The 19,982-nt window shown below is 64.9% G+C and carries 14 protein-coding genes; 9 read left to right on the top strand and 5 right to left on the bottom strand.

The features are described 5' to 3' along the window. Positions 1–64 precede the first annotated feature (64 nt). The 3 genes from BLR26_RS18265 (at position 65) to BLR26_RS18275 (ending at position 2,844) form a co-directional block, all read left to right on the top strand. Complete coding sequence (locus tag BLR26_RS18265; RefSeq protein ID WP_093383661.1) at positions 65–1,132, top strand: phosphotransferase family protein; 1,068 nt, start codon at positions 65–67, stop codon at positions 1,130–1,132. 22 nt (positions 1,133–1,154) lie between these two features. Then, positions 1,155–1,922 carry an SDR family oxidoreductase gene (locus tag BLR26_RS18270; protein WP_045198566.1) on the top strand — a complete coding sequence of 256 codons (768 nt, stop codon included), beginning with the start codon at positions 1,155–1,157 and terminating at the stop codon, positions 1,920–1,922. Positions 1,923–2,064: 142 nt separating this feature from the next. Further along, positions 2,065–2,844: a TSUP family transporter gene (locus BLR26_RS18275; protein ID WP_045198562.1), complete on the top strand. Its 780-nt coding sequence runs from the start codon at positions 2,065–2,067 to the stop codon at positions 2,842–2,844. Here the strand turns inward: BLR26_RS18275 and nudC are convergent. Next, positions 2,812–3,642 carry an NAD(+) diphosphatase gene (gene nudC, locus BLR26_RS18280; protein WP_093383666.1) on the bottom strand — a complete coding sequence of 277 codons (831 nt, stop codon included), beginning with the start codon at positions 3,640–3,642 and terminating at the stop codon, positions 2,812–2,814. The genes BLR26_RS18275 and nudC overlap by 33 nt on opposite strands. A gap of 33 nt (positions 3,643–3,675) precedes the next feature. Then, a complete protein-coding gene (locus tag BLR26_RS18285; protein WP_045198558.1) occupies positions 3,676–4,488 on the bottom strand; it encodes a crotonase/enoyl-CoA hydratase family protein in 813 nt (270 codons plus the stop codon). Between the two features lie 158 nt (positions 4,489–4,646). On the opposite strand from BLR26_RS18285, the gene nhaB reads away from it, so the two are divergent. Then, complete coding sequence (gene nhaB, locus BLR26_RS18290) at positions 4,647–6,149, top strand: sodium/proton antiporter NhaB (RefSeq protein WP_093383671.1); 1,503 nt, start codon at positions 4,647–4,649, stop codon at positions 6,147–6,149. 528 nt (positions 6,150–6,677) lie between these two features. On the opposite strand, the gene BLR26_RS18295 is transcribed toward nhaB, so the two are convergent. The 3 genes from BLR26_RS18295 to gnd are packed head-to-tail and all read right to left on the bottom strand — an operon-like array spanning position 6,678 to position 10,980. After that, positions 6,678–8,474 carry a glycoside hydrolase family 15 protein gene (locus BLR26_RS18295; RefSeq protein ID WP_093383676.1) on the bottom strand — a complete coding sequence of 599 codons (1,797 nt, stop codon included), beginning with the start codon at positions 8,472–8,474 and terminating at the stop codon, positions 6,678–6,680. Between the two features lie 23 nt (positions 8,475–8,497). Beyond that, entirely contained in the window at positions 8,498–10,000 is a 1,503-nt protein-coding gene (gene zwf, locus BLR26_RS18300; protein ID WP_093383680.1) for a glucose-6-phosphate dehydrogenase, read from the bottom strand. After that, complete coding sequence (gnd, locus tag BLR26_RS18305) at positions 9,997–10,980, bottom strand: phosphogluconate dehydrogenase (NAD(+)-dependent, decarboxylating) (RefSeq protein WP_093383685.1); 984 nt, start codon at positions 10,978–10,980, stop codon at positions 9,997–9,999. The genes zwf and gnd overlap by 4 nt, the downstream gene beginning before the upstream one ends. Positions 10,981–11,177: 197 nt before the next feature. Here gnd and BLR26_RS27330 point away from each other — a divergent pair, with 197 nt between their 5' ends. From BLR26_RS27330 to BLR26_RS18325, 5 genes are all read left to right on the top strand, one after another. Continuing rightward, the gene (locus tag BLR26_RS27330; RefSeq protein ID WP_176794265.1) at positions 11,178–11,345 is read left to right on the top strand and encodes a DUF6026 family protein; all 168 of its coding nucleotides are present in this window, start codon (positions 11,178–11,180) and stop codon (positions 11,343–11,345) included. Positions 11,346–11,798: 453 nt separating this feature from the next. Next, complete coding sequence (gene glgA / locus BLR26_RS18310) at positions 11,799–13,358, top strand: glycogen synthase GlgA (protein ID WP_045198548.1); 1,560 nt, start codon at positions 11,799–11,801, stop codon at positions 13,356–13,358. Positions 13,359–13,374: 16 nt separating this feature from the next. Further along, positions 13,375–15,153, top strand: coding sequence for a malto-oligosyltrehalose trehalohydrolase (gene treZ, locus BLR26_RS18315; protein ID WP_256326742.1), 1,779 nt, complete (start codon positions 13,375–13,377; stop codon positions 15,151–15,153). Continuing rightward, positions 15,146–17,218, top strand: coding sequence for a 4-alpha-glucanotransferase (gene malQ, locus BLR26_RS18320; protein ID WP_093383695.1), 2,073 nt, complete (start codon positions 15,146–15,148; stop codon positions 17,216–17,218). The genes treZ and malQ overlap by 8 nt, the downstream gene beginning before the upstream one ends. Further along, complete coding sequence (locus BLR26_RS18325) at positions 17,215–19,980, top strand: malto-oligosyltrehalose synthase (RefSeq protein WP_093383700.1); 2,766 nt, start codon at positions 17,215–17,217, stop codon at positions 19,978–19,980. Before malQ ends, BLR26_RS18325 begins: the two co-directional genes overlap by 4 nt. The last annotated feature ends 2 nt before the right edge of the window (positions 19,981–19,982 follow it).

Raw genomic sequence — 19,982 nt, forward strand, 5'->3', positions numbered from 1 at the left:
GTGAGCGTGCGCGGCAGGAATTAGATTGGCCAATAATCTCTGGCTTTGAACATAAGGGAAACGCATGACGCTCACCGACCAGTCCACCCAGGTCCGACCCGGCGAAGAACTTGATGCCGCAGTGATCGACCCTTATCTGAAAGCGCATATCCAGGGCCTGACCGGTGCGCCGACCATCAGCCAGTTCCCCGGTGGTGCCTCGAACCTGACCTACCTGGTGCAATACGCCGGGCGCGAGTTTGTGTTGCGTCGCCCGCCGTTTGGTCACAAGGCCAAATCCGCCCATGACATGGGCCGCGAGTTCCGCATCCTCAACCAGCTCAACAGCGGCTTCCCCTACTGCCCCAAGGCCTACGTGCATTGCACCGACGAGTCGCTGATCGGTGGCGAGTTCTATGTCATGGACCGGGTCAAGGGCATCATCTTGCGCTCGGACCTGCCGCCGGAGCTGGGCCTGGATGCCCAACGCACCGAGGCCCTGTGCAAGAGCTTCATCGAGCGGATGGTCGAGCTGCACCAGGTCGACTACAACGCCTGCGGCCTGGGCGACCTGGGCAAGCCCGAAGGCTACGTGCAACGCCAGATCGAGGGCTGGGCCAGCCGCTACGAAAAAGCCCTGACCGCCGATGCGCCACGCTGGGAAAAGGTCATCGCCTGGCTGCGCGAGAAAATGCCGGCCGATCACCCCAAGCCTGCCATCGTGCACAACGACTACCGCTTCGACAACGTCATCCTCGATGCCGACAACCCCATGCGCATCATCGGCGTGCTCGACTGGGAAATGACCACCATTGGCGATCCGCTGATGGATCTGGGCAACACCCTGGCCTACTGGATTCAAGCCGACGACCCGGCGCCGGTGCAACTGATGCGCCGCCAGCCAAGCAACGCCCCGGGCATGCTCACCCGCCAGCAGTTTGTCGATTACTACGGCGAACGTGCCGGGATCAAAATCGACAACTACGACTTCTACTACACCTACGGCCTGTTCCGCCTGGCCGGCATCGTCCAGCAGATCTACTACCGGTTCTTCCACGGCCAGACCCAGGACAAGCGCTTCGCCCAGTTCATCCACATGAACACGCTGCTGGAGCACATGAGCCTGCAGGTCATCGGCAAGTCCCCACTCTGACGACTCCAACAAGGAAAAGACCATGTCCAAGACCCACCTGTTCGACCTCGACGGCAAAGTCGCCTTCGTCTCCGGCGCCAGCCGCGGCATCGGCGAAGCCATCGCCCACCTGCTGGCCCAGCAAGGCGCCCATGTGATCGTCTCGAGCCGCAAGCTCGAGGGTTGCCAGCAGGTTGCCGAAGCGATCATCGCCGCCGGTGGCAAGGCCACCGCGGTTGCCTGCCACATCGGCGAGATGGAGCAGATCAGCCAGGTCTTCGCCGGCATTCGCGAACAGTTCGGGCGCCTGGACATCCTGGTCAACAACGCCGCCACCAACCCGCAGTTCTGCAACGTGCTGGACACTGACCTTGGCGCCTTCCAGAAGACCGTCGACGTCAACATCCGCGGTTACTTCTTCATGTCGGTGGAAGCCGGCAAGCTGATGCGCGACAACGGTGGCGGCAGCATCATCAACGTTGCCTCGATCAACGGCGTGTCGCCGGGGATCTTCCAGGGCATCTACTCGGTGACCAAGGCGGCGGTGATCAACATGACCAAGGTCTTCGCCAAGGAATGCGCGCCGTTCGGTATCCGCTGCAACGCCCTGCTGCCAGGCCTGACCGATACCAAATTCGCCTCGGCGCTGGTCAAGAACGATGCGATCCTCAACACCGCGCTGCAGCAGATCCCGCTCAAGCGCGTGGCCGACCCGAAAGAGATGGCCGGCGCGGTGCTGTACCTGGCCAGCGACGCATCGAGCTACACCACTGGCGTGGCGTTGAATGTCGACGGTGGCTTTTTGTCCTGATGAAAGCATCGCGGGGCAGGCCCGCCCCTACAGTAGGAGCGGGCTAGCCCCGCGATGAGGCCCTGACAGACAGTCCCGATCTCCATTACCATATCGACCCTTCGGCGCAGCCCTTCTGCGCCCAGTCGATTAAGCCCACGCCATGCCTTTCGAACTCAGCGTAGACCCCACCACCCTGGCGATTCTTGCCGCCGTCGCTTTCGTTGCCGGTTTCATCGATGCCATTGCCGGCGGTGGCGGCCTGCTCACCACCCCGGCGCTGCTCACCGCCGGCATGCCACCGCACCTGGTGCTGGGCACCAACAAGCTCAGCTCGACCTTCGGCTCGGCCACCGCCGGCTTCACCTACTACCGGCGCAAGCTGTTCCACCCGGCGCAGTGGCGTCATGCCCTGGTCGGTACTTTTATCGGTGCCCTGATCGGTGCGGTGGTGGCCCACTACCTGCCGGCCGAATGGCTGAACAAGATGCTGCCGGTGATCGTCTTTCTCTGTGGCGTCTACCTGCTGTTCGGCGGCACGCCCAAGGCGCCGCTGGATGCCGATGCGCCGGTGAAAAAGAAGTGGCAGATCCCCCAAGGCTTCACCCTGGGCTTCTACGACGGCGTGGCCGGCCCGGGCACCGGCGCGTTCTGGACCGTCAGCACGCTGCTGCTCTACCCCATCGACCTGGTCAAGGCCAGCGGCGTGGCGCGCAGCATGAACTTCGTCAGTAACGCCGCAGCGCTGTCGGTGTTCATCTTCTCCGGCCAGGTCGACTGGCTGGTGGGCCTGTCGATGGGCTCGGCACTGATGGTCGGCGCGTTCTTCGGCGCGCGCACCGCCATCAGCGGCGGCAGCAAGTTCATCCGCCCGGTGTTCATCACCGTGGTGCTGGCGCTGACCGTGCGCCTAGCGTGGCAGCACTGGTTCGGCCAGGCCTAGGCGGCGGGCCACGTACAGGTCGATCAGATAGCGCGCAATCGAACGCCCCGCCGGCAACGGCGGTAGCGCATCGACGCGAAACCACTGGGCGTCCTCGATCTCGTCCGGCTGCATGACGATCTCGCCGCCGGCGTACTCGGCATGAAAACCGAGCATCATCGAATGGGGGAACGGCCAGCACTGGCTGCCGACGTACTGGATGTTCTGCACCTCGATCGCGACCTCTTCGCGCACTTCGCGCACCAGGCAGTCTTCGGCCGATTCGCCAGGCTCGGCGAAGCCTGCCAGGGTGCTGTACACGCCGCTGACAAAGCGCGGTGAACGGGCCAGGAGGATTTCGTCGCCACGGCTGATCAGCACGATCATGCTCGGCGAGATGCGCGGGTAGCTGCGTAAATCACACGGCGCGCAGTACATCGCCCGCTCCCAGTGGATTTGCTCCATGGCCTGGCCGCAACTGCCACAGAAGCGGTGCTCGCGGGCCCAGGTGCCGATTTGCGCGGCATAGCCAAGAATCTTGTAGGTCTCGAAGTCGCCTTCGAGCATGAACTGACGCAAGCCGCGCCAGCTGCAGCCGGCTACCGCCTGGGGGCTGCGCAACTCCAGAAGGAACACCGGCTGGCCATCGAAATGGCCGATGCCGTGCTCGCAAAGCACGTCCAGCTCCTGGCGCTTGAGCCAGTCGCGCGGGAACAGCGCGCCGTTGTCATCGACCAGAAAACCCTCACTGCTGCGGGCGACCGCCCAGCCGCCGGTGAGGTTTGTGTCCAGTACTGCGGTGGTCCAACGCGCTGACATGTGCCGGTTCCTTGCGGGGTTCGCCGCCGGGGGTCAGTCGGCGAACTCGGGTTTCTGTTTGCTCATGTGGGCGGCAACCGCCACCCGCAGATCGGTGGATTGCAGCATGGCGGCGTTCCAGGTGGCGATGTACTCCAGGCCATCGTCGATGCGGTGATCGCGCATGTAGCTGATCATGTGCTTGGTGCCGGCCACGGCAATGGGAGATTTTCCCGCAATTTCGGCGGCAATGGCAAAGACTCCGTCAAGCAGTGCCTCATGGCTGTCAAACACACGGTTGACCAGGCCGATGCGCTGGGCTTCGTCGGCGGCGACATTGCGCCCGGTGTAGGCCAGTTCGCGCATGATGCCGTCGCCGATGATCCGTGGCAGACGCTGCAGGGTGCCGACATCGGCGGCCATGCCCATGTCGACTTCCTTGATCGAGAACTGCGCGTCGCTGCTGCAGTAACGCATGTCGCAGGCCGAGACCAGGTCGATGGCGCCGCCGATGCAGTAACCCTGGATTGCCGCCAGCACCGGCTTGCGGCAGTTGTCCACGGCATTGAACGAGGCCTGCATGCGCAGGATGGTGCGGCGCAGCAGGCGCGCGTTGCGGCCGACGTCCTTGCCCAGTTCGTTGGCCACCGAGGCCAGCAGCATCAGGTCGATGCCGGAAGAAAAATGCTTGCCGGCACCGCTGATGACCACCGCGCGCACTTCGTCGGTTTCATCGATCCAGCGGAAGATCTCGACGATTTCGCTCCAGAACGCCGCGTTCATGGCGTTGTACTTTTCCGGGCGGTTGATCTGCACGTGGGCGATGCGGTTGTTCAGTTCGACCTTGAACGCTTGGTAGTCAGTCACGGTGCTCTCCTTGAAGACGGCGAGGTTGATCGCAGGACTATAACAAGGTGCCCGTCGGCGCCAAGGCCGCGCTTGTGCCAAAACCGGGACTTTTACCTTGATCTCCGTTCACACATGCGGCACTTTGCCCAGCTGTTGAATCATAAGGATACATTTTCATGTCCCGCTCCCTGGCCGGCGCCCTGGCCCACAATTTTCTTGGCCAGTCGCCGCGCTGGTACAAGGCTACCTTGTGCCTGTTCCTGCTGCTCAATCCCCTGCTGCTGTTCACCCTCGGCCCGGTGGTGGCCGGCTGGGTGCTGGTGATCGAGTTCATCTTCACCCTCGGCATGGCGCTCAAGTGCTACCCGCTGATGCCCGGCGGCCTGCTGATGGTCGAGGCCCTGCTGCTGGGCATGACCACGCCGCAAGCGCTGTATGAAGAGCTGCAGCACAACTTTCCGGTGATCCTGCTGCTGATGTTCATGGTCGCCGGTATCTACTTCATGAAGGACCTGCTGCTGTTCGTGTTTTCGCGGATTCTTCTCGGCGTGCGCTCCAAGGCCCTGCTGGCCTTGCTGTTCTGTTTTCTCTCGGCCTTTCTTTCGGCGTTTCTCGATGCGCTGACGGTGACGGCGGTGATCATCAGCGCGGCGGTCGGCTTTTACTCGGTGTATCACCGCGTCGCTTCCGGCGCCAACCCACGGGAAGACTCGGACCTGGACAGCGACCAGCACGTCGCCCACCTGCACCGCGAAGACCTGCAGCAATTTCGCGCATTCTTGCGCAGCCTGCTGATGCACGGCGCCGTCGGTACCGCCCTGGGCGGCGTGTGCACCCTGGTCGGCGAGCCGCAGAACCTGCTGATCGGCCACGAAATGGGCTGGCACTTTGCCGAGTTCTTCCTCAAGGTGGCGCCGGTGTCGCTGCCAGTACTGGCCGCCGGGCTGGTCACCTGCGTGCTGCTGGAGAAACTGCGCTGGTTCGGCTACGGCACCCTGCTGCCGGACAACGTGCGCCAGGTGCTGGCCGCCTATGCCGCCGAAGACGACGCCCAGCGCACCACCCAGCAACGTGCCGCACTGGTGGTGCAAGGCCTGGCAGCGCTGATCCTGATCATCGGCCTGGGCCTGCATGTGGCCGAAGTCGGCCTGATCGGCCTGCTGGTGATCGTGCTGATTACCGCCTTTACCGGCATCACCGACGAGCACCGCCTGGGCCGTGCGTTCCAGGACGCCATGCCGTTCACCTCATTGTTGGTGGTGTTCTTTGCCGTGGTCGCGGTGATCCACCAGCAGCAGCTGTTTACCCCGCTGATCCAGTGGGTACTGGCGCTGCCGGCCGATCAGCAGCCGGGCATGCTGTTTATCGCCAACGGCCTGTTGTCGGCGATCAGCGACAACGTGTTCGTCGCCACTATCTATATCACCGAGGTCAAGCAGGCGTTTGTCAACGGCGGCATGAGCCGCGAGCACTTCGAGACCCTGGCGGTGGCGATCAACACCGGCACCAACCTGCCGAGCGTAGCCACGCCCAACGGCCAGGCGGCATTCCTGTTCCTGCTGACCTCGGCGATTGCGCCGCTGATTCGCCTGTCGTATGGGCGCATGGTGTGGATGGCGCTGCCCTATACCGTGGTCATGGGTGGGCTGGGGTGGTGGGCGGTGACCTACTGGTTGTAACGCTGACTGCACGGGCCTGTGGGAGCAACTGTCTTAAGCAGCTTGCAAGTATTGGGGCAGCCAGGCTGTGTTTGAGCTGATCCATTTGATGATGAGGCGCTGCCGGCGCCTTCCGCCCTTACGGCGGGTCACTTTTGCTTGGCGGCAAAAGTAACCAAAAACGCCCTGTCCCTTCATCGGCCCTGCGCTGCGCTCCGGGTTCCCTCCTTCCACCCTTGCTCCCGTGGGGGCGCGCCGAAGGGCCGTCCCTGGCCCTGCGGCGCTCGCCGGCCATCCATGGCCGTCGCCCCACTACGCAAGGGTTCCACTCGGCCTTCTGCAAGGGACGATCGGTGGCGTCTGCAATTACGTACATCTAGAAGCAGAGCGCTTTTTTGCTTTCGCTTCTCGTGCATCGCCGGTCCATTCGCCGACAAGGCGCAAAGGTGAAGTGTGAGCAGCATCGCCAATGGATCAGCTCGCGCCTCTAAAGGCCTACGCTACCTGTGGGAGCGGCGGTGCGGCGACCCGACTTGACCCGCGATGCCTTTAACCACATTGCGCCCGGTCGCGCACCGGGCACTGGGCGCGGTGCAGGTTCAGCGCGGTGTTGATGATGCCGATATGGCTGAAAGCCTGGGGGAAATTGCCGAGCATGCGCCGGCCCAGCGGGTCGTACTGCTCGGCCAGCAGGCCGACGTCGTTGCACAGGGCCGCAAGACGTTCGAACAAGGTCCTGGCCTCCTCCTCCCGCCCCAGCAGCACATAGACATCCGCCAGCCAGAACGAACAGACCAGGAAGGTCCCCTCACCCGGCGTCAGCCCATCGCAACCGCTGTCGCTGTCATAGCGCAGCAACAGGCCATTGCGTAGCAGACGCTGCTCGATGCGCGCAAGGGTGGCGAGAAAGCGCGGATCATCCGCCGGCAGGAAGCCGGTCAGGGCAATCTGCAGCAGGCTGGCATCCATTTCGGTCGAACCATAAGCCTGGACGAAACAGCCCAGCTGCCCATCGAAGCCCTGTTCACACACCTGCCGGTGAATCCTGGCCGCCACCTGACGGTAATGCCCGGCGCGCACCTGACCTTCTTCGGTGGTATCGCTCAAGCCGGCAGCGCGGTCGAAGGCCACCCAGGCCATGACTTTGGAATGGGTGAAGTGCTGCTGCCCACCGCGCACCTCCCAGATGCCCTCGTCCGGCTGCTGCCAGGTTTTTTCCAGGTACGGCATGATCAACCGGGCAATCGCCGCGCTACGCGGGTGGCGCGGCAGGCCACCACGAATTGCCTGGCTCATGGCATCGGCGACCTCGCCATAAATATCCAGTTGGTGCTGCAACGCTGCGGCATTACCGATACGCACCGGTTGTGCACCTTCATAACCGGCCAGCCACGGCACTTCATACTCCGCCAGCCGCCGCTCGCCGGCCAGGCCGTACATGATCTGCATCTGCTCGGGGTTGCCGGCCACCGAGCGCAGCAGCCATTCGCGCCAGGCCTGGGCCTCTTCGAAGTAACCAAGGTTCATGAACGCCAGCAAGGTCATGGTCGCATCGCGCAGCCAGCAATAGCGGTAGTCCCAGTTGCGCTCACCGCCCAGGCGCTCGGGCAACGAGGTGGTCACCGCCGCGACAATGCCGCCGGTGGGCGCGTAGGTCATGGCCTTGAGGGTAAGCAGTGAGCGCTTGACCAGCGCCGTCCAGGGGCCGACGTCCGGGCAGCGCGCCGAAAACTGCTGCCACTGCTCCCGGGTCCGTTGCAAAGCTTGCTCGGCATCGAAGGCTGCAGGCAATGGCAGGTGTGACGCCTGGTGGCTCAGGCTGAAGGCCAGGCGCTGGCCGGCCTTGACGGTAAAGCGGCTGCCGGTGTGGTGATCCAGGGCCTGGGTGGCGGCGCCGCTGCGCAGTATCAGCCGGTCGGGGCCAACCACCGCCGAGAGCACCAGCGGCTCGGCCTTTTCGACCCAAGGCACACTGTTGCCATAGTCAAAGCGCATCACCAGGTCCATCTCGAACGGCACTTCGCCTTCCAGGCCCTCGACAATGCGCAGCACGCTGTTGTGTTCAGCCAGGGGCATGCAGTCGATCAGGCGCGCACGGCCGCTGGCGGTGGTGAAGGTGGTGTGCAGGATCAGGGTGCCGTCCAGGTATTCACGGCTGACCTGCACCAAAGGCTCGCTCGGCGCCAGGCGCCAGCGGCCGTTTTCTTCATTGCCGAGCAAGGCGGCAAACACCGCCGGGGAGTCGAACCTGGGCAGGCACAGCCAGTCCAGGGAGCCGTCGCGGCCTACCAGCGCGGCGCTGCGACAGTTACCCAGCAGGGCGTAGTCTTCGATCAAACCCGGCATTCATCCCCCTTGTGCGTGAACCCTCAACCAATCGGGTGCCAGACCCGCCGATCGCGGGTCAGCAGTTCGTCCGCCGCAGTCGGGCCGTTGTCACCGGCGGCATAGAGCTGCACCTCGCCGCCCTCCTGCCAGGCATCGAGGAACGGCTGCACCGCGCGCCAGCCGTTCTCGATGTTGTCGGCGCGCTGGAACAAGGTCTGGTCGCCGGTCAGGCAGTCGTAGATCAGCGTCTCGTAGCCGGTGGACGGCTGCATCTTGAAAAAGTCCTTGTAGGCAAAACCCAGCTCGACGTTCTCCATGGCCAGGGCCGGGCCCGGGCGCTTGGCTTGCAGGTCGAACCACATGCCTTCGTTGGGCTGGATCTGGATATTCAGATAGTTGGGCTTGAGCCGCTCGACTTCGGTATCGCGAAACTGGGCATAGGGCGCTGGCTTGAAGCAGATGGCAATCTCGGTGTCGCGCACGCTCATGCGCTTACCGGTACGCAGGTAGAACGGCACGCCGACCCAGCGCCAATTGTCGATCATTACCTTGAGGGCGACGAAGGTTTCGGTGTTGCTGTCGGGCGCGACCCGAGGTTCTTCGCGGTAACCGGGGACCTTCTTGCGCCCTTGTTTGCCAGCGCTGTACTGGCCGCGTACCGAGTTTTTCAGGGCCATGTTCTTCGACCAGGGCCGGATCGCGCCGATGACCTTGGCCTTCTCGCTACGCACCGCATCGGCGCCAAAGGCCGCCGGCGGCTCCATGGCGACCATCGCCAGCAACTGGAACAGGTGGTTGGGGACCATGTCGCGCAAGGCGCCGGTACTGTCGTAGAAGGCGCCGCGGCTTTCGACACCGACGGTTTCGGCAGCGGTGATCTGCACGTGATCGATGTAGTGGTTGTTCCAGAACGCTTCGAACAGGCCGTTGGAAAAACGGCTGACGAGGATGTTCTGCACCGTCTCTTTGCCCAGGTAATGGTCGATGCGGTAGATCTGCTTTTCGCTCATGACCTTGAGCAGGCAGGCATTGAGCGCTTCGGCGCTGGCCAGGTCCGAGCCGAAGGGTTTTTCCACCACCACCCGGCGAAAGCCGGCGCTTTCGTCGAGCAGGCCAGCGGTGCCCAGGCGCTGCACCACTTCGCTGAAAAAGCGCGGTGAGGTGGCCAGGTAGAACACCGCGTTGGCGCTGGGGTTGCTGCGGATGCGTTCGGCGATGGCCTGGTAGGTGGCCTCGTCGAGAAAATCGCCGGTGAGGTAGCCGATGCGTTTGGCCAGGCGCGCCCAGAGTTTGTCATCCAGGCACTTGCTGGCGCCTTCGCTGGCCCTGTCGCGTTCGCGCATGAAGGCTTGCAGGCGCGCGGCGAATTCGTTGTCGGTGGCGGCGTTGTGGTCGACGCCAACGATGCGCAAGCCCTTGTCGAGCAGGCCATCACGGCTCAAGTTATACAAGGCCGGCATCAACAGGCGCTTGACCAGGTCGCCGTTGGCACCAAACAGGAACAGGTTGCAAGGCGGTGCCGCTTCGATCTGTGTTTTGCTCATTCGGCTTTCTTCTCGACGTGGCCACCAAAGCCAAAACGCATGGCCGACAGCATGCGGTCGGCGTAGGTGCCCTGCTGCTGGCGCGAACGGAAGCGGGCGAACAGCGCACTGGACAGCACCGGCACCGGCACCGCCTGCTCCACCGCCGCATCGATGGTCCAGCGCCCTTCGCCGCTGTCGGCCACCGAGCCGCTGTAGCCGCCCAGTTGCGGGTCTGCCACCAGGGCGTCGGCGGTAAGGTCCAGCAGCCAGGAGGTGACCACACTGCCACGGCGCCACACTTCGGCGATTTCCGCCAGGTTCAGGTCAAAGCGCTGCTCGGCCGGCACGGCATCGCTGCCCTTGCTCTTGAGCAGGTCGAACCCTTCGGCATAGGCCTGCATCAGGCCGTATTCGATGCCGTTGTGGATCATCTTCACGTAGTGCCCGGCACCTGCGGGCCCGGCATGAATATAACCCTGCTCGGCACGCCCGGCCGGGCCCTGGCGGCCACGGGTGCGGGGGATCTCGCCAACGCCGGGGGCGAGGGTGGCGAACAGCGGGTCGAGGCGCTCGACCACCGCCTGCTCGCCGCCGATCATCATGCAGTAGCCGCGCTCCAGGCCCCAGACGCCGCCCGAGGTGCCGACATCGATATAGTGCAAGTTGCGCTTGCCCAGCTCGGCGGCGCGGCGCATGTCGTCCTTGTAGAAGGTATTGCCGCCGTCGATGATCACGTCGTCGGCGTCCAGCAGGTCAGCAAGCTGGGCGATGGTCTGCTCGGTCGGCTCACCGGCCGGCAGCATCACCCACACCGCCCGGGGTTTCTCCAGTTTGCCTACCAGCGCGCCAAGGTCATGGGCGCCGTTGGCGCCTTCCTTGACCAGGGTTTCCACTGCCTGACGATCGCGGTCATGCACCACCATGCGGTGCCCGCCACGCATCAAGCGCCGTGCAATATTGCCGCCCATGCGGCCCAGCCCCACGATTCCCAATTGCATGTGCGATGCTCCCCTGGAATGAAAAATAGCGCTTCAGGCCTTCAAGGTTAGTCCAGCCCTGGCGCGCTTGGTTCAGCGACGAACGGCAAGACAGCCAGAAACAAAAAAGTTCCCAAGGCCTGCAAAAGAATTCAGAATCGCCGCCGATCCAGCAGCTACGCTGTTAGAAAAACGAACCACCCTATGCGAGGTGTGCAATGGGAACCCTTCTGCCAAAAATGCCTGCCCAGACCCTCTACGTGACGGTACACCGCGACGAGCTGCGTCGCCTTAAAGAAGAGCGCGAGCAGTTGCAACAACAGGTCGCCCAACTCAGTCTGCTTCTGCAGCAAGCCCAGGACGGCCAGTTGCCAGCGCGCAGCTGAGCGTCCCCGCGGCGGGTTGTGCACCTGATGTTTTCTGCCCTGCTTGACGGCATTTCTCCCGCCTAAGCCGTCTGAAACGTTGTGCCACAACCTGCAGTCGCGCTGCTGCAGGTTCCTGCGAGCAAAAGTGACCAGCGGGTCACATTCTTCACGAATTCTCTCCTACACTCGGTATTCGGCCAGACATCGCCCGGAAAACTCGACTGAAAATAGTCGAAACTTCTGCAATCGCGGTAGGTCAGGAACTAAGTAGGCCAACGATTCCGCTTCAACGGACGCGGCCCACCCACCCCATATCGTCACCACGCCGTCGGCAGGACGCCGGCTTGCGTAGCGCTTGTGCGCTTGGCTGCGGGGCATGGAAGGCAAGGCAATACCACTCACAGAGAACAGTATCGGTAGACAAACAACAACGGGCGCCCACGCCCGCACAACATAGGGACGGAGAGAAGTATGATCAGTGCCGCTGTCGAACCTCATGTAGAGCAATTCACCCCGGATTCGCGTGAACCGCTTGCAGCGGATTTCACGCCGACAGCCAAGGCACTGGGTGCTGACCCCAGACATTCTTCACATAAACGCAAAGTGTTGTTCGTCACCTCGGAAATCGCCGACCTGGTCAAGACCGGCGGCTTGGGCGATGTCTCGGCGGCGCTGCCACGGGCCATGCGTCACCTGCACGATGTGCGGGTGCTGATCCCCGGTTACCCGCAGGTGCTGGAAAGCGACAACCCGATCCACCTGGTCGGCGAGCTGGGCGGCCACGCGGCCTTGCCGCCCTGCAAGATCGGGCGCATGGACCTGGCCGATGGCCTGGTCATCTATGTGTTGATCTGTCCCGAGCTGTACCAGCGCGAGGGCACGCCCTACGGCGCCAACAACGGTCGCGACTGGCCCGACAATCACATCCGCTTTGCCCGCCTGGGCCTGGCCGCGGCAGAAATCGCCGCCGGTGAAGGCATGGTCCACTGGAAGCCCGACCTGGTCCATGCCCACGACTGGCCGGCCGGCCTGGCCCCGGCCTACATGCACTGGCGCGGCCTGCAGACGCCGACCCTGTTCACCATCCACAACCTGGCCTACCAGGGCGTGGTCAGCCGCGCCTGCTGCCCGGAACTGGCGATCCCCGACCACGCCCTGCAACAGGAAGGCATGGAGTTTTACGGCAAGCTGTCGTTCCTCAAGGCCGGCCTTGCCTACTCCAGCCACATCACCACGGTCAGCGCCACCTATGCCCGGGAAATCACTACGCCCTCGTTCGGTTGCGGGCTGGATGGCTTTCTCGCCAGCAAGGCCCAGCAAGGCCTGCTCAGCGGTATTCCCAACGGCATCGACGAGAGCTGGGACTCGGCCAGCGACCCGCACCTGGATCACCCCTTCAGCCTCAACGACTGGCACGGCAAGGCCGCCAACAGCCGCCAGGTGCGTGAGCTGTTCGGCCTGCAACCTTCGAACGGGCCACTGTTCGCAGTGGTTTCGCGCCTGGTCTACCAGAAAGGCCTGGACCTGACCCTGGGGGTGGCCGAATACATCGTCCGCCAGGGCGGCCAGATCGCGATCATCGGCCGTGGCGAACCGGAAGAAGAACAGGCCATGCGCGAACTTGCCCTGCGCCATCCCGGGCAGATCGGCGTGCGCATCGGCTTCAACGAAACCGATGCCCGGCGCATGTTCGCCGGCAGCGACTTCCTGCTCATGCCGTCGCGCTACGAGCCCTGCGGCCTGAGCCAGATGTACGCCCAGCGCTTTGGCTCGCTGCCGGTGGCGCGCAACACCGGGGGCCTGGCCGACACCATCGAGAATGGCGTCACCGGTTTTCTGTTCGATGAATCGACCGTCGACAGCTACCGCGAAGCACTGGGCCGGGCGTTCTACGTGTACAGCAAGAAGAACCTGCTCAATGCCATGCGCTGCCTGGCGATGACCCAACCGTTCAACTGGTGCCAGGCCGTCGAGCCTTATGCCCGTCTTTATCAGGAGCTGGTCGAAAACGCCCGAGCAACCCCACGCTGAAGCGGAGATGGCAGGTATGCCCTTGAGGTCACAGGAACACGCGACCCACGGGGCCGTGATGCTGGACAGCAACAGCGCCCGGTTTGCCCTGTGGGCACCGGACGCACAGCAGGTGGAGGTTGAATTCGACGCCGGTGCGCGCCAGCCCTTGCAGGCCCAGGCCGACGGTTGGTTCGTCGGCCAGCTGCCGTGCAAGGCCGGTGACCGCTACCGCTACCGGATCGACGCCACGCTCACGGTGGCCGACCCGGCGTCGCGCTACCAACCCGACGGCGTGCACGGCCCCAGCCAGTTGCTGAACCCCGCAGCCTACCGCTGGCAGTACCCCGACTGGCGCGGGCGCCCCTGGCCTGAGGCGGTCATCTACGAGCTGCATGTCGGCCTGTGCGGCGGCTATGCCGGGGTGATCGAGCGCTTGCCGGCCCTGGCCGAGCTGGGCATTACCGCCATCGAGCTGATGCCGCTCGGGCAATTCCCCGGCGAGCGTAACTGGGGCTACGACGGCGTCCTGCCGTTCGCTCCACAGCACAGCTATGGCAGCCCCGAGCAACTGCGCGAACTGATCGACCAGGCCCACGGCCATGGCCTGATGGTGCTGATGGATGTGGTCTACAACCACTTCGGCCCGGACGGCAATTACCTCGGCCAGTACGCCAGTGGCTTTTTTCGCCAGGATCGCCAGACCCCGTGGGGCGCGGCGATTGATTTTCGCCGCCGCCAGGTGCGCGACTTTTTTATCGAGAACGCCCTGATGTGGCTGCAGGAGTACCGCGTCGACGGTCTGCGCCTGGACGCCGTGCACGCCATCGACGACCCGGATTTTCTTGCCGAACTGGCGCGCCGGGTGCGCAGCGAGATCACCCCGGGGCGTCAGGTATGGCTGACCCTTGAGAACGAACACAACCAGGCGCACCTGCTTGAACAGGGCTTCGATGCGCAGTGGAACGACGACGGTCACAACGCCCTGCACGTGCTGCTCACCGGCGAGCAGGAGGCGTACTACGCCGACTACAGCGAGTCGACCATCGAAAAACTCGCGCGCTGCCTGAGCCAGGGCTTCGTCTTCCAGGGCCAGCCCGACCGCAACGGCCGTCCCCGCGGCGAGCCCAGCGGGCATTTGCCCCCCACGGCCTTCGTGCTGTTCCTGCAGAACCACGACCAGATCGGCAACCGCGCGTTCGGCGAGCGCCTTAACCGACTGTGCCCGCCCCAGGCCTTGCGCGCGGCCACCACCCTGTTGCTGCTGGCGCCGATGATCCCGCTGCTGTTCATGGGTGATGAATGGGGCTGCGAGCAACCTTTCGTGTTTTTCACCGATCACCACGATGAACTGGCCGACGCCGTACGCGAAGGCCGGCGCGCCGAGTTTGCCGGTTTTGCCCACTTCGCCGACGCCGCTACCCGCTCGCGGATTCCCGACCCCAATGCCCTCGAGACCTTCGACGCTTCGCGGCCGCGGCCAGCACACTCATGCCAACAGCCATGGTTGCAGTTGTACCGGCAATTACTGGCCCTGCGCGCCCGCCACATCGTCCCCAACCTGCCCGGCATCCATGCCCTCGGCGCCCGGGTGCTGGGGCCGCAGGCCTTGACGGTGCGCTGGCAGCTCGAACGCGGCGGCGAGCTGCGTATTGACCTCAACCTTGGCCCTACCGCGCAAGTGGCCGACCTGCCGGCCAACGCTGCACGCCTGTTCAGCTGTAGCGAAAGCTGCATCGGCAACACGCAATTGCCGCCCTACACCACCCTGGTCAGCCTGCTGCCGACCACTCCAGCGGAGCCTGCCCATGACTGACCCACGCTTGCAGCAACTGGCCGAACTGGCGGGCCTGGCGGTGGACTGGATCGACGCCAACGGCCGCGCCCAGCGGGTCAGTGACCCGGCGCTGCAGCGGGTGCTGGCCGGCCTAGGCCACCCGGCCGACAGCGTTGAGGCGATCGAAGCCAGTATCCAGGCGCTGCTGCGCGCCCACGATGCCCGCCACCTGCCGCCGCTGTTGACGGTTGACCACGGCCTCCCCCTGCAGCTGTCCGGCTATTTTCCGCCAGCGATGGACTGCCAGGTGCTGCTTGAAGATGGCAGCGAACAACCGTTGCAACTGGATGATCAGGCCAGGCTCCCCGCCGGCTTGCCGATCGGCTATCACCAGGTGCAGATCGACCAGCAACAGTTCACCCTGGCCGTGGCGCCAACCCGCTGCTACAGCATCGCCGATGCGCTGGGCACGCCGACGCCTCGCAGTTGGGGACTGAGCGCCCAACTGTACAGCCTGCGTCGCCCCGACGATGGCGGCTATGGTGATTGCCTGGCCCTCGAGGCGCTGGTGCGCAGCGCCGCCGAACGCGGCGCCGATGCCCTGGCGATCAGCCCGCTGCACGCCATGTTCGCCAGCGACAGCCAGCGCTACAGCCCGTACTCGCCCTCCAGCCGGCTGTTTCTCAACAGCCTGTATGCAAGCCCGGCGGCGCTGCTCGGGGACCGTGCGGTGCGCATGGCCATTGAAGCCTGCCAGTTGCACGGGCCGCTGGAGCAGCTTGAACAACTGCCGCTGATCGACTGGCCGCAGGCCGCATCGTTTCGCCAGCGTTTGCTGCGTGCGCTGTACCGCGACTTTATCGCCACCGAGCACCCGTTGTTCGCCGACTTCGACAGCTATCGCCAGCACGCCGGCCCCGCCCTGGAACGCCACTGCCGCTTCGAGGTACTGCTGGAGCACGCGCTCAAGCGCGACATCGGCCAGGACTGGCGCGACTGGCCCGCTGCCTGGCACGACCCGCACAGCCCCGAGGTGAGTGCCTTCGCCCGCCAGCACAGCGAGGAGGTGGCGTTTCACGCCTTCTGTCAGTGGTTGATCGAACGCAGCCTGCAACGTGCCCAGGATGCGGCGCGCAGCCATGGCATGGGCATCGGCCTGATCGCCGACCTGGCGGTGGGTGCCGACGGCGCCGGCAGCCAGGCCTGGAGCCGCCAGGACGAGCTGCTGGCCGGCCTCAATGTCGGCGCGCCGCCGGATATTCTCAACCGCGCCGGGCAGAACTGGGGCATCTGCGCCTTCTCGCCCGAAGGCCTGCGACGCAACGGCTACCGGGCGTTCATCGAGATGCTGCGGGCCAACTTTGCCCATGCCGGGGGCCTGCGCATCGACCATGTCATGGGTTTGCAACGGCTGTGGCTGATACCCCAGGGTGCCACCCCGGCCGAAGGAGCCTACCTGCACTACCCGCTCGATGATCTGCTGCGCCTGCTCAGCCTTGAGTCAGTGCGCCACCAGGCCATCGTGCTGGGTGAAGACCTCGGCACCGTGCCCGAGGGGCTGCGCGAAAAGCTCGCCGCGCGGGCCATCCTCGGCATGCGCGTACTGCTGTTCGAGCAAGACCCGCCCGGCCATTTCAAGCCCATCCTCGACTGGCCCGACAACGCCTTGGCCACCACCAGCACCCATGACCTGCCGCCGCTGGCCGGCTGGCTGCAGGCCCGTGATATCGACTGGAACCAGCGCCTGAGCCTGATCGACGGCATCACCGAGCGGCACTGGCGCGACAGCCGCCAACACGAGCGCCAGGGCCTGCGGCGCACTCTTGAACAGAACTACGGCCAGGCCCTGGCCGAGAGCGACGCGCTGATCGATGCCAGCATCCGCTACCTTGGCCATACCCGCGCGCCGCTGGTGCTGGTACCGCTGGAAGATCTGCTGGGTGTCGATGAGCAACCCAACCTGCCCGGCACCATCGACAGCCACCCCAACTGGCGCCGGCGCTTTGCCCTGGCGGCCAGCGTGCTGCTTGACGACGCGGATGCGGCGCGGCGCCTGGAGCTGCTGGCGCAGGCCCGCGAACAAGCCTGGGAGCGTGACCGATGAAAGCCCTGACCGCGACCCTGCGCCTGCAGTTTCATGCCGACTTCGGCCTCGACCAGGCGGCGGCGCTGGTGCCCTACTTCGCCCGCTTAGGCATCAGCCACCTGTACGCCTCGCCGCTGCTGCGCGCGCGCCCCGGCTCGCGCCATGGCTACGATGTGGTCGACCCCGGGCAGGTCAGCCCGTATCTGGGCGGCGAAGCTGCGCTAGAGCGCCTGGTGGCAGCGCTGCGCCTGCACGGTATGGGCCTGATCCTCGACATGGTGTCCAACCATATGGCGGTCGGCAGCGACAACCCCTGGTGGCAGGACCTGCTGGCCTGGGGCCGGCGCAGCCGCTATGCCGAGTTCTTCGACATCCAGTGGCACTCGCCCGACCCGCTGCTTGAAGGTCAGTTGCTGCTGCCGTTTCTGGCCGGTGACTACGGCGCGATGCTGCAAGGCGGCGACATCCCGCTGCGCTTCGACGCTGCAACCGGCCAGTTGCATATCCAGCACCACGAGCACCGCTTTCCGATCTGCCCGGCCGACTATGGCCTGGTGCTCGCCGAAGGTGGTGTAGCCCTGCAGACACTGGCCAGCCGCTTCAATGCCTTGCGCAGCGCTGACGATGCGCCGGCGCAGGCCAGGCCGCTGCTGGCCGAACTGGCGGCGCTGGCCTGCCAACAGCCCCTGGACGATGTGCTCAGCGCCTTCGACAGCCGCAGCCCCGAAGGTTTCAAGCGCCTGCACGCCCTGCTCGAACATCAGTCCTACCGCCTGGCCAGCTGGCGCACCGCTGGCGACGATATCAACTGGCGGCGCTTTTTCGACGTCAACGAGCTGGGCGGCCTGCGGGTCGAACGCGCGGCGGTGTTCGAGGCCACCCACAGCAAGGTCTTCGAGCTGATCGGCCGCGGCCTGGTCGACGGCCTGCGCATCGACCACATCGACGGCCTGGCCGATCCGCGCGGCTACTGCCGCAAGCTGCACCGGCGGGTCGACGGGCTCTTGGCCCAGCGCCCACTGGAGGCAGCGCTGGAGCACTTTCCGATCTATGTCGAGAAGATCCTCGGCGCCGACGAGCAGCTGCACCGCGACTGGCAGGTCGACGGCAGCACCGGCTACGAGTTCATGAACCAGGTCTCGCTGCTGCAGCATGATCCAGACGGCGAAGCAGAGTTGGCGGCGCTATGGAGCGCGCTAAGCGAACGCCCGGACTTCAGCGAGGAAGTGCGCCTGGCCCGCCAGCAAATCCTCAATGGCAGCCTGGCCGGCGATTTCGAGTCGGTGGCCCAGGCGCTGTTGCAAGTGGCCCGCGACGACCTGATGAGCCGCGACCTGACCTTGGGCGCCATTCGCCGGGCGTTGCAGGCGCTGATCGAGCACTACCCGGTGTACCGCACCTACATCAATGCCTGCGGGCGCCCGGTAGAAGATGAAGCGTACTTCCAGCAAGCCATGCGCGGTGCCCGCCAGTGCCTGAGCGAGGCTGACTGGCCGGTGCTCGACTACCTGCAGCGCTGGCTCGGCGGCGAGCCCTGGCGGCGCTTGCCGCCGGGCCGGCCGCGCAAGCACCTGCGCCACGCCTGCGTGCGCTTTCAGCAACTGACCTCGCCCACCGCCGCCAAGGCCGTGGAAGACACGGCCTTCTACCGCTCGGCACTGTTGCTGTCGCGTAACGACGTAGGTTTTGATGCCGAACGTTTCAGCGCCCCGGTCGAGGACTTTCACCAACATTGCCTCACGCGCCTTGAGCAGTTCCCGGACAACCTGCTGGCCACCGCCACCCACGACCACAAGCGCGGCGAAGACAGCCGTGCGCGCCTGGCAGTGCTCAGCGAACGCAGCAGCTGGTTTGCCAGCCGGGTCGAACACTGGCGCGAGCTGGCCAGCCCCTTGCGCAGCACCCTGGCCGACGGCGAAGCGCCAGGTGCAGGCGATGAGCTGCTGCTGTACCAGACCCTGCTCGGCAGCTGGCCACTGGACCTTGATGAGAACAATCCGTTGGCGCTTGAGGCCTATGCCGAGCGCCTGCGCCAATGGCAGCGCAAAGCCCTGCGTGAAGCCAAGTTGCGCAGCAGCTGGAGCGCCCCGAACGAGGTCTATGAACAGGCCTGCCTGGATTTCATCGACACCCTGCTGCTGGAGCGCGCCAGCCAGCAGTTGCGTCATTCCCTGGCCGAGGCGGCGCAGGCCATCGCCTGCCCGGGCGCCCTCAACAGCCTGGTGCAGTGCCTGCTGCGCATGACCGTGCCCGGGGTGCCCGATCTGTACCAGGGCAACGAGTTCTGGGACTTCAGCCTGGTCGACCCGGACAACCGCCGCGCGGTGGACTTTGCCGGTCGGCGCCAGGCCCTGGCGGATGGCACCACAACGGCGCAGTTGCTCCAGGACTGGCGCAGCGGCCGGGTCAAACAGGCGTTGATCAACCAGGTGCTGGAGTGGCGCCAGCAGTCCCCGCAGCTGTTCCTGCGCGGTCAGTACCTGCCGATCGAAGTGCGCGGCAGACACGCCGGGCGGGTCCTGGCGTTTGCCCGGGTGAGCGCCGAACAGCGCGCCGTGGTGGTGGTGCCGCGCCTGGCCTGCAGCTTGCTTGGCCAATCACCGCTACCGCTGATCCCGGCACAGAACTGGGACGATACCCGGCTGGTTTTGCCGTTTGCCTTGTCGCCTGGCAATTGCTCGGGACTTTTTGCCACAGGCGCAGTCACAGCCTCAAAGGAGCTGTGGCTGAGCACTGCACTCAAGGAGTTTCCGGTCAATCTGTTCGTTGAACATCGTTAAGT

The sequence above is a fragment of the Pseudomonas sp. UC 17F4 genome, from assembly GCF_900101695.1.
Lineage (GTDB): Bacteria > Pseudomonadota > Gammaproteobacteria > Pseudomonadales > Pseudomonadaceae > Aquipseudomonas.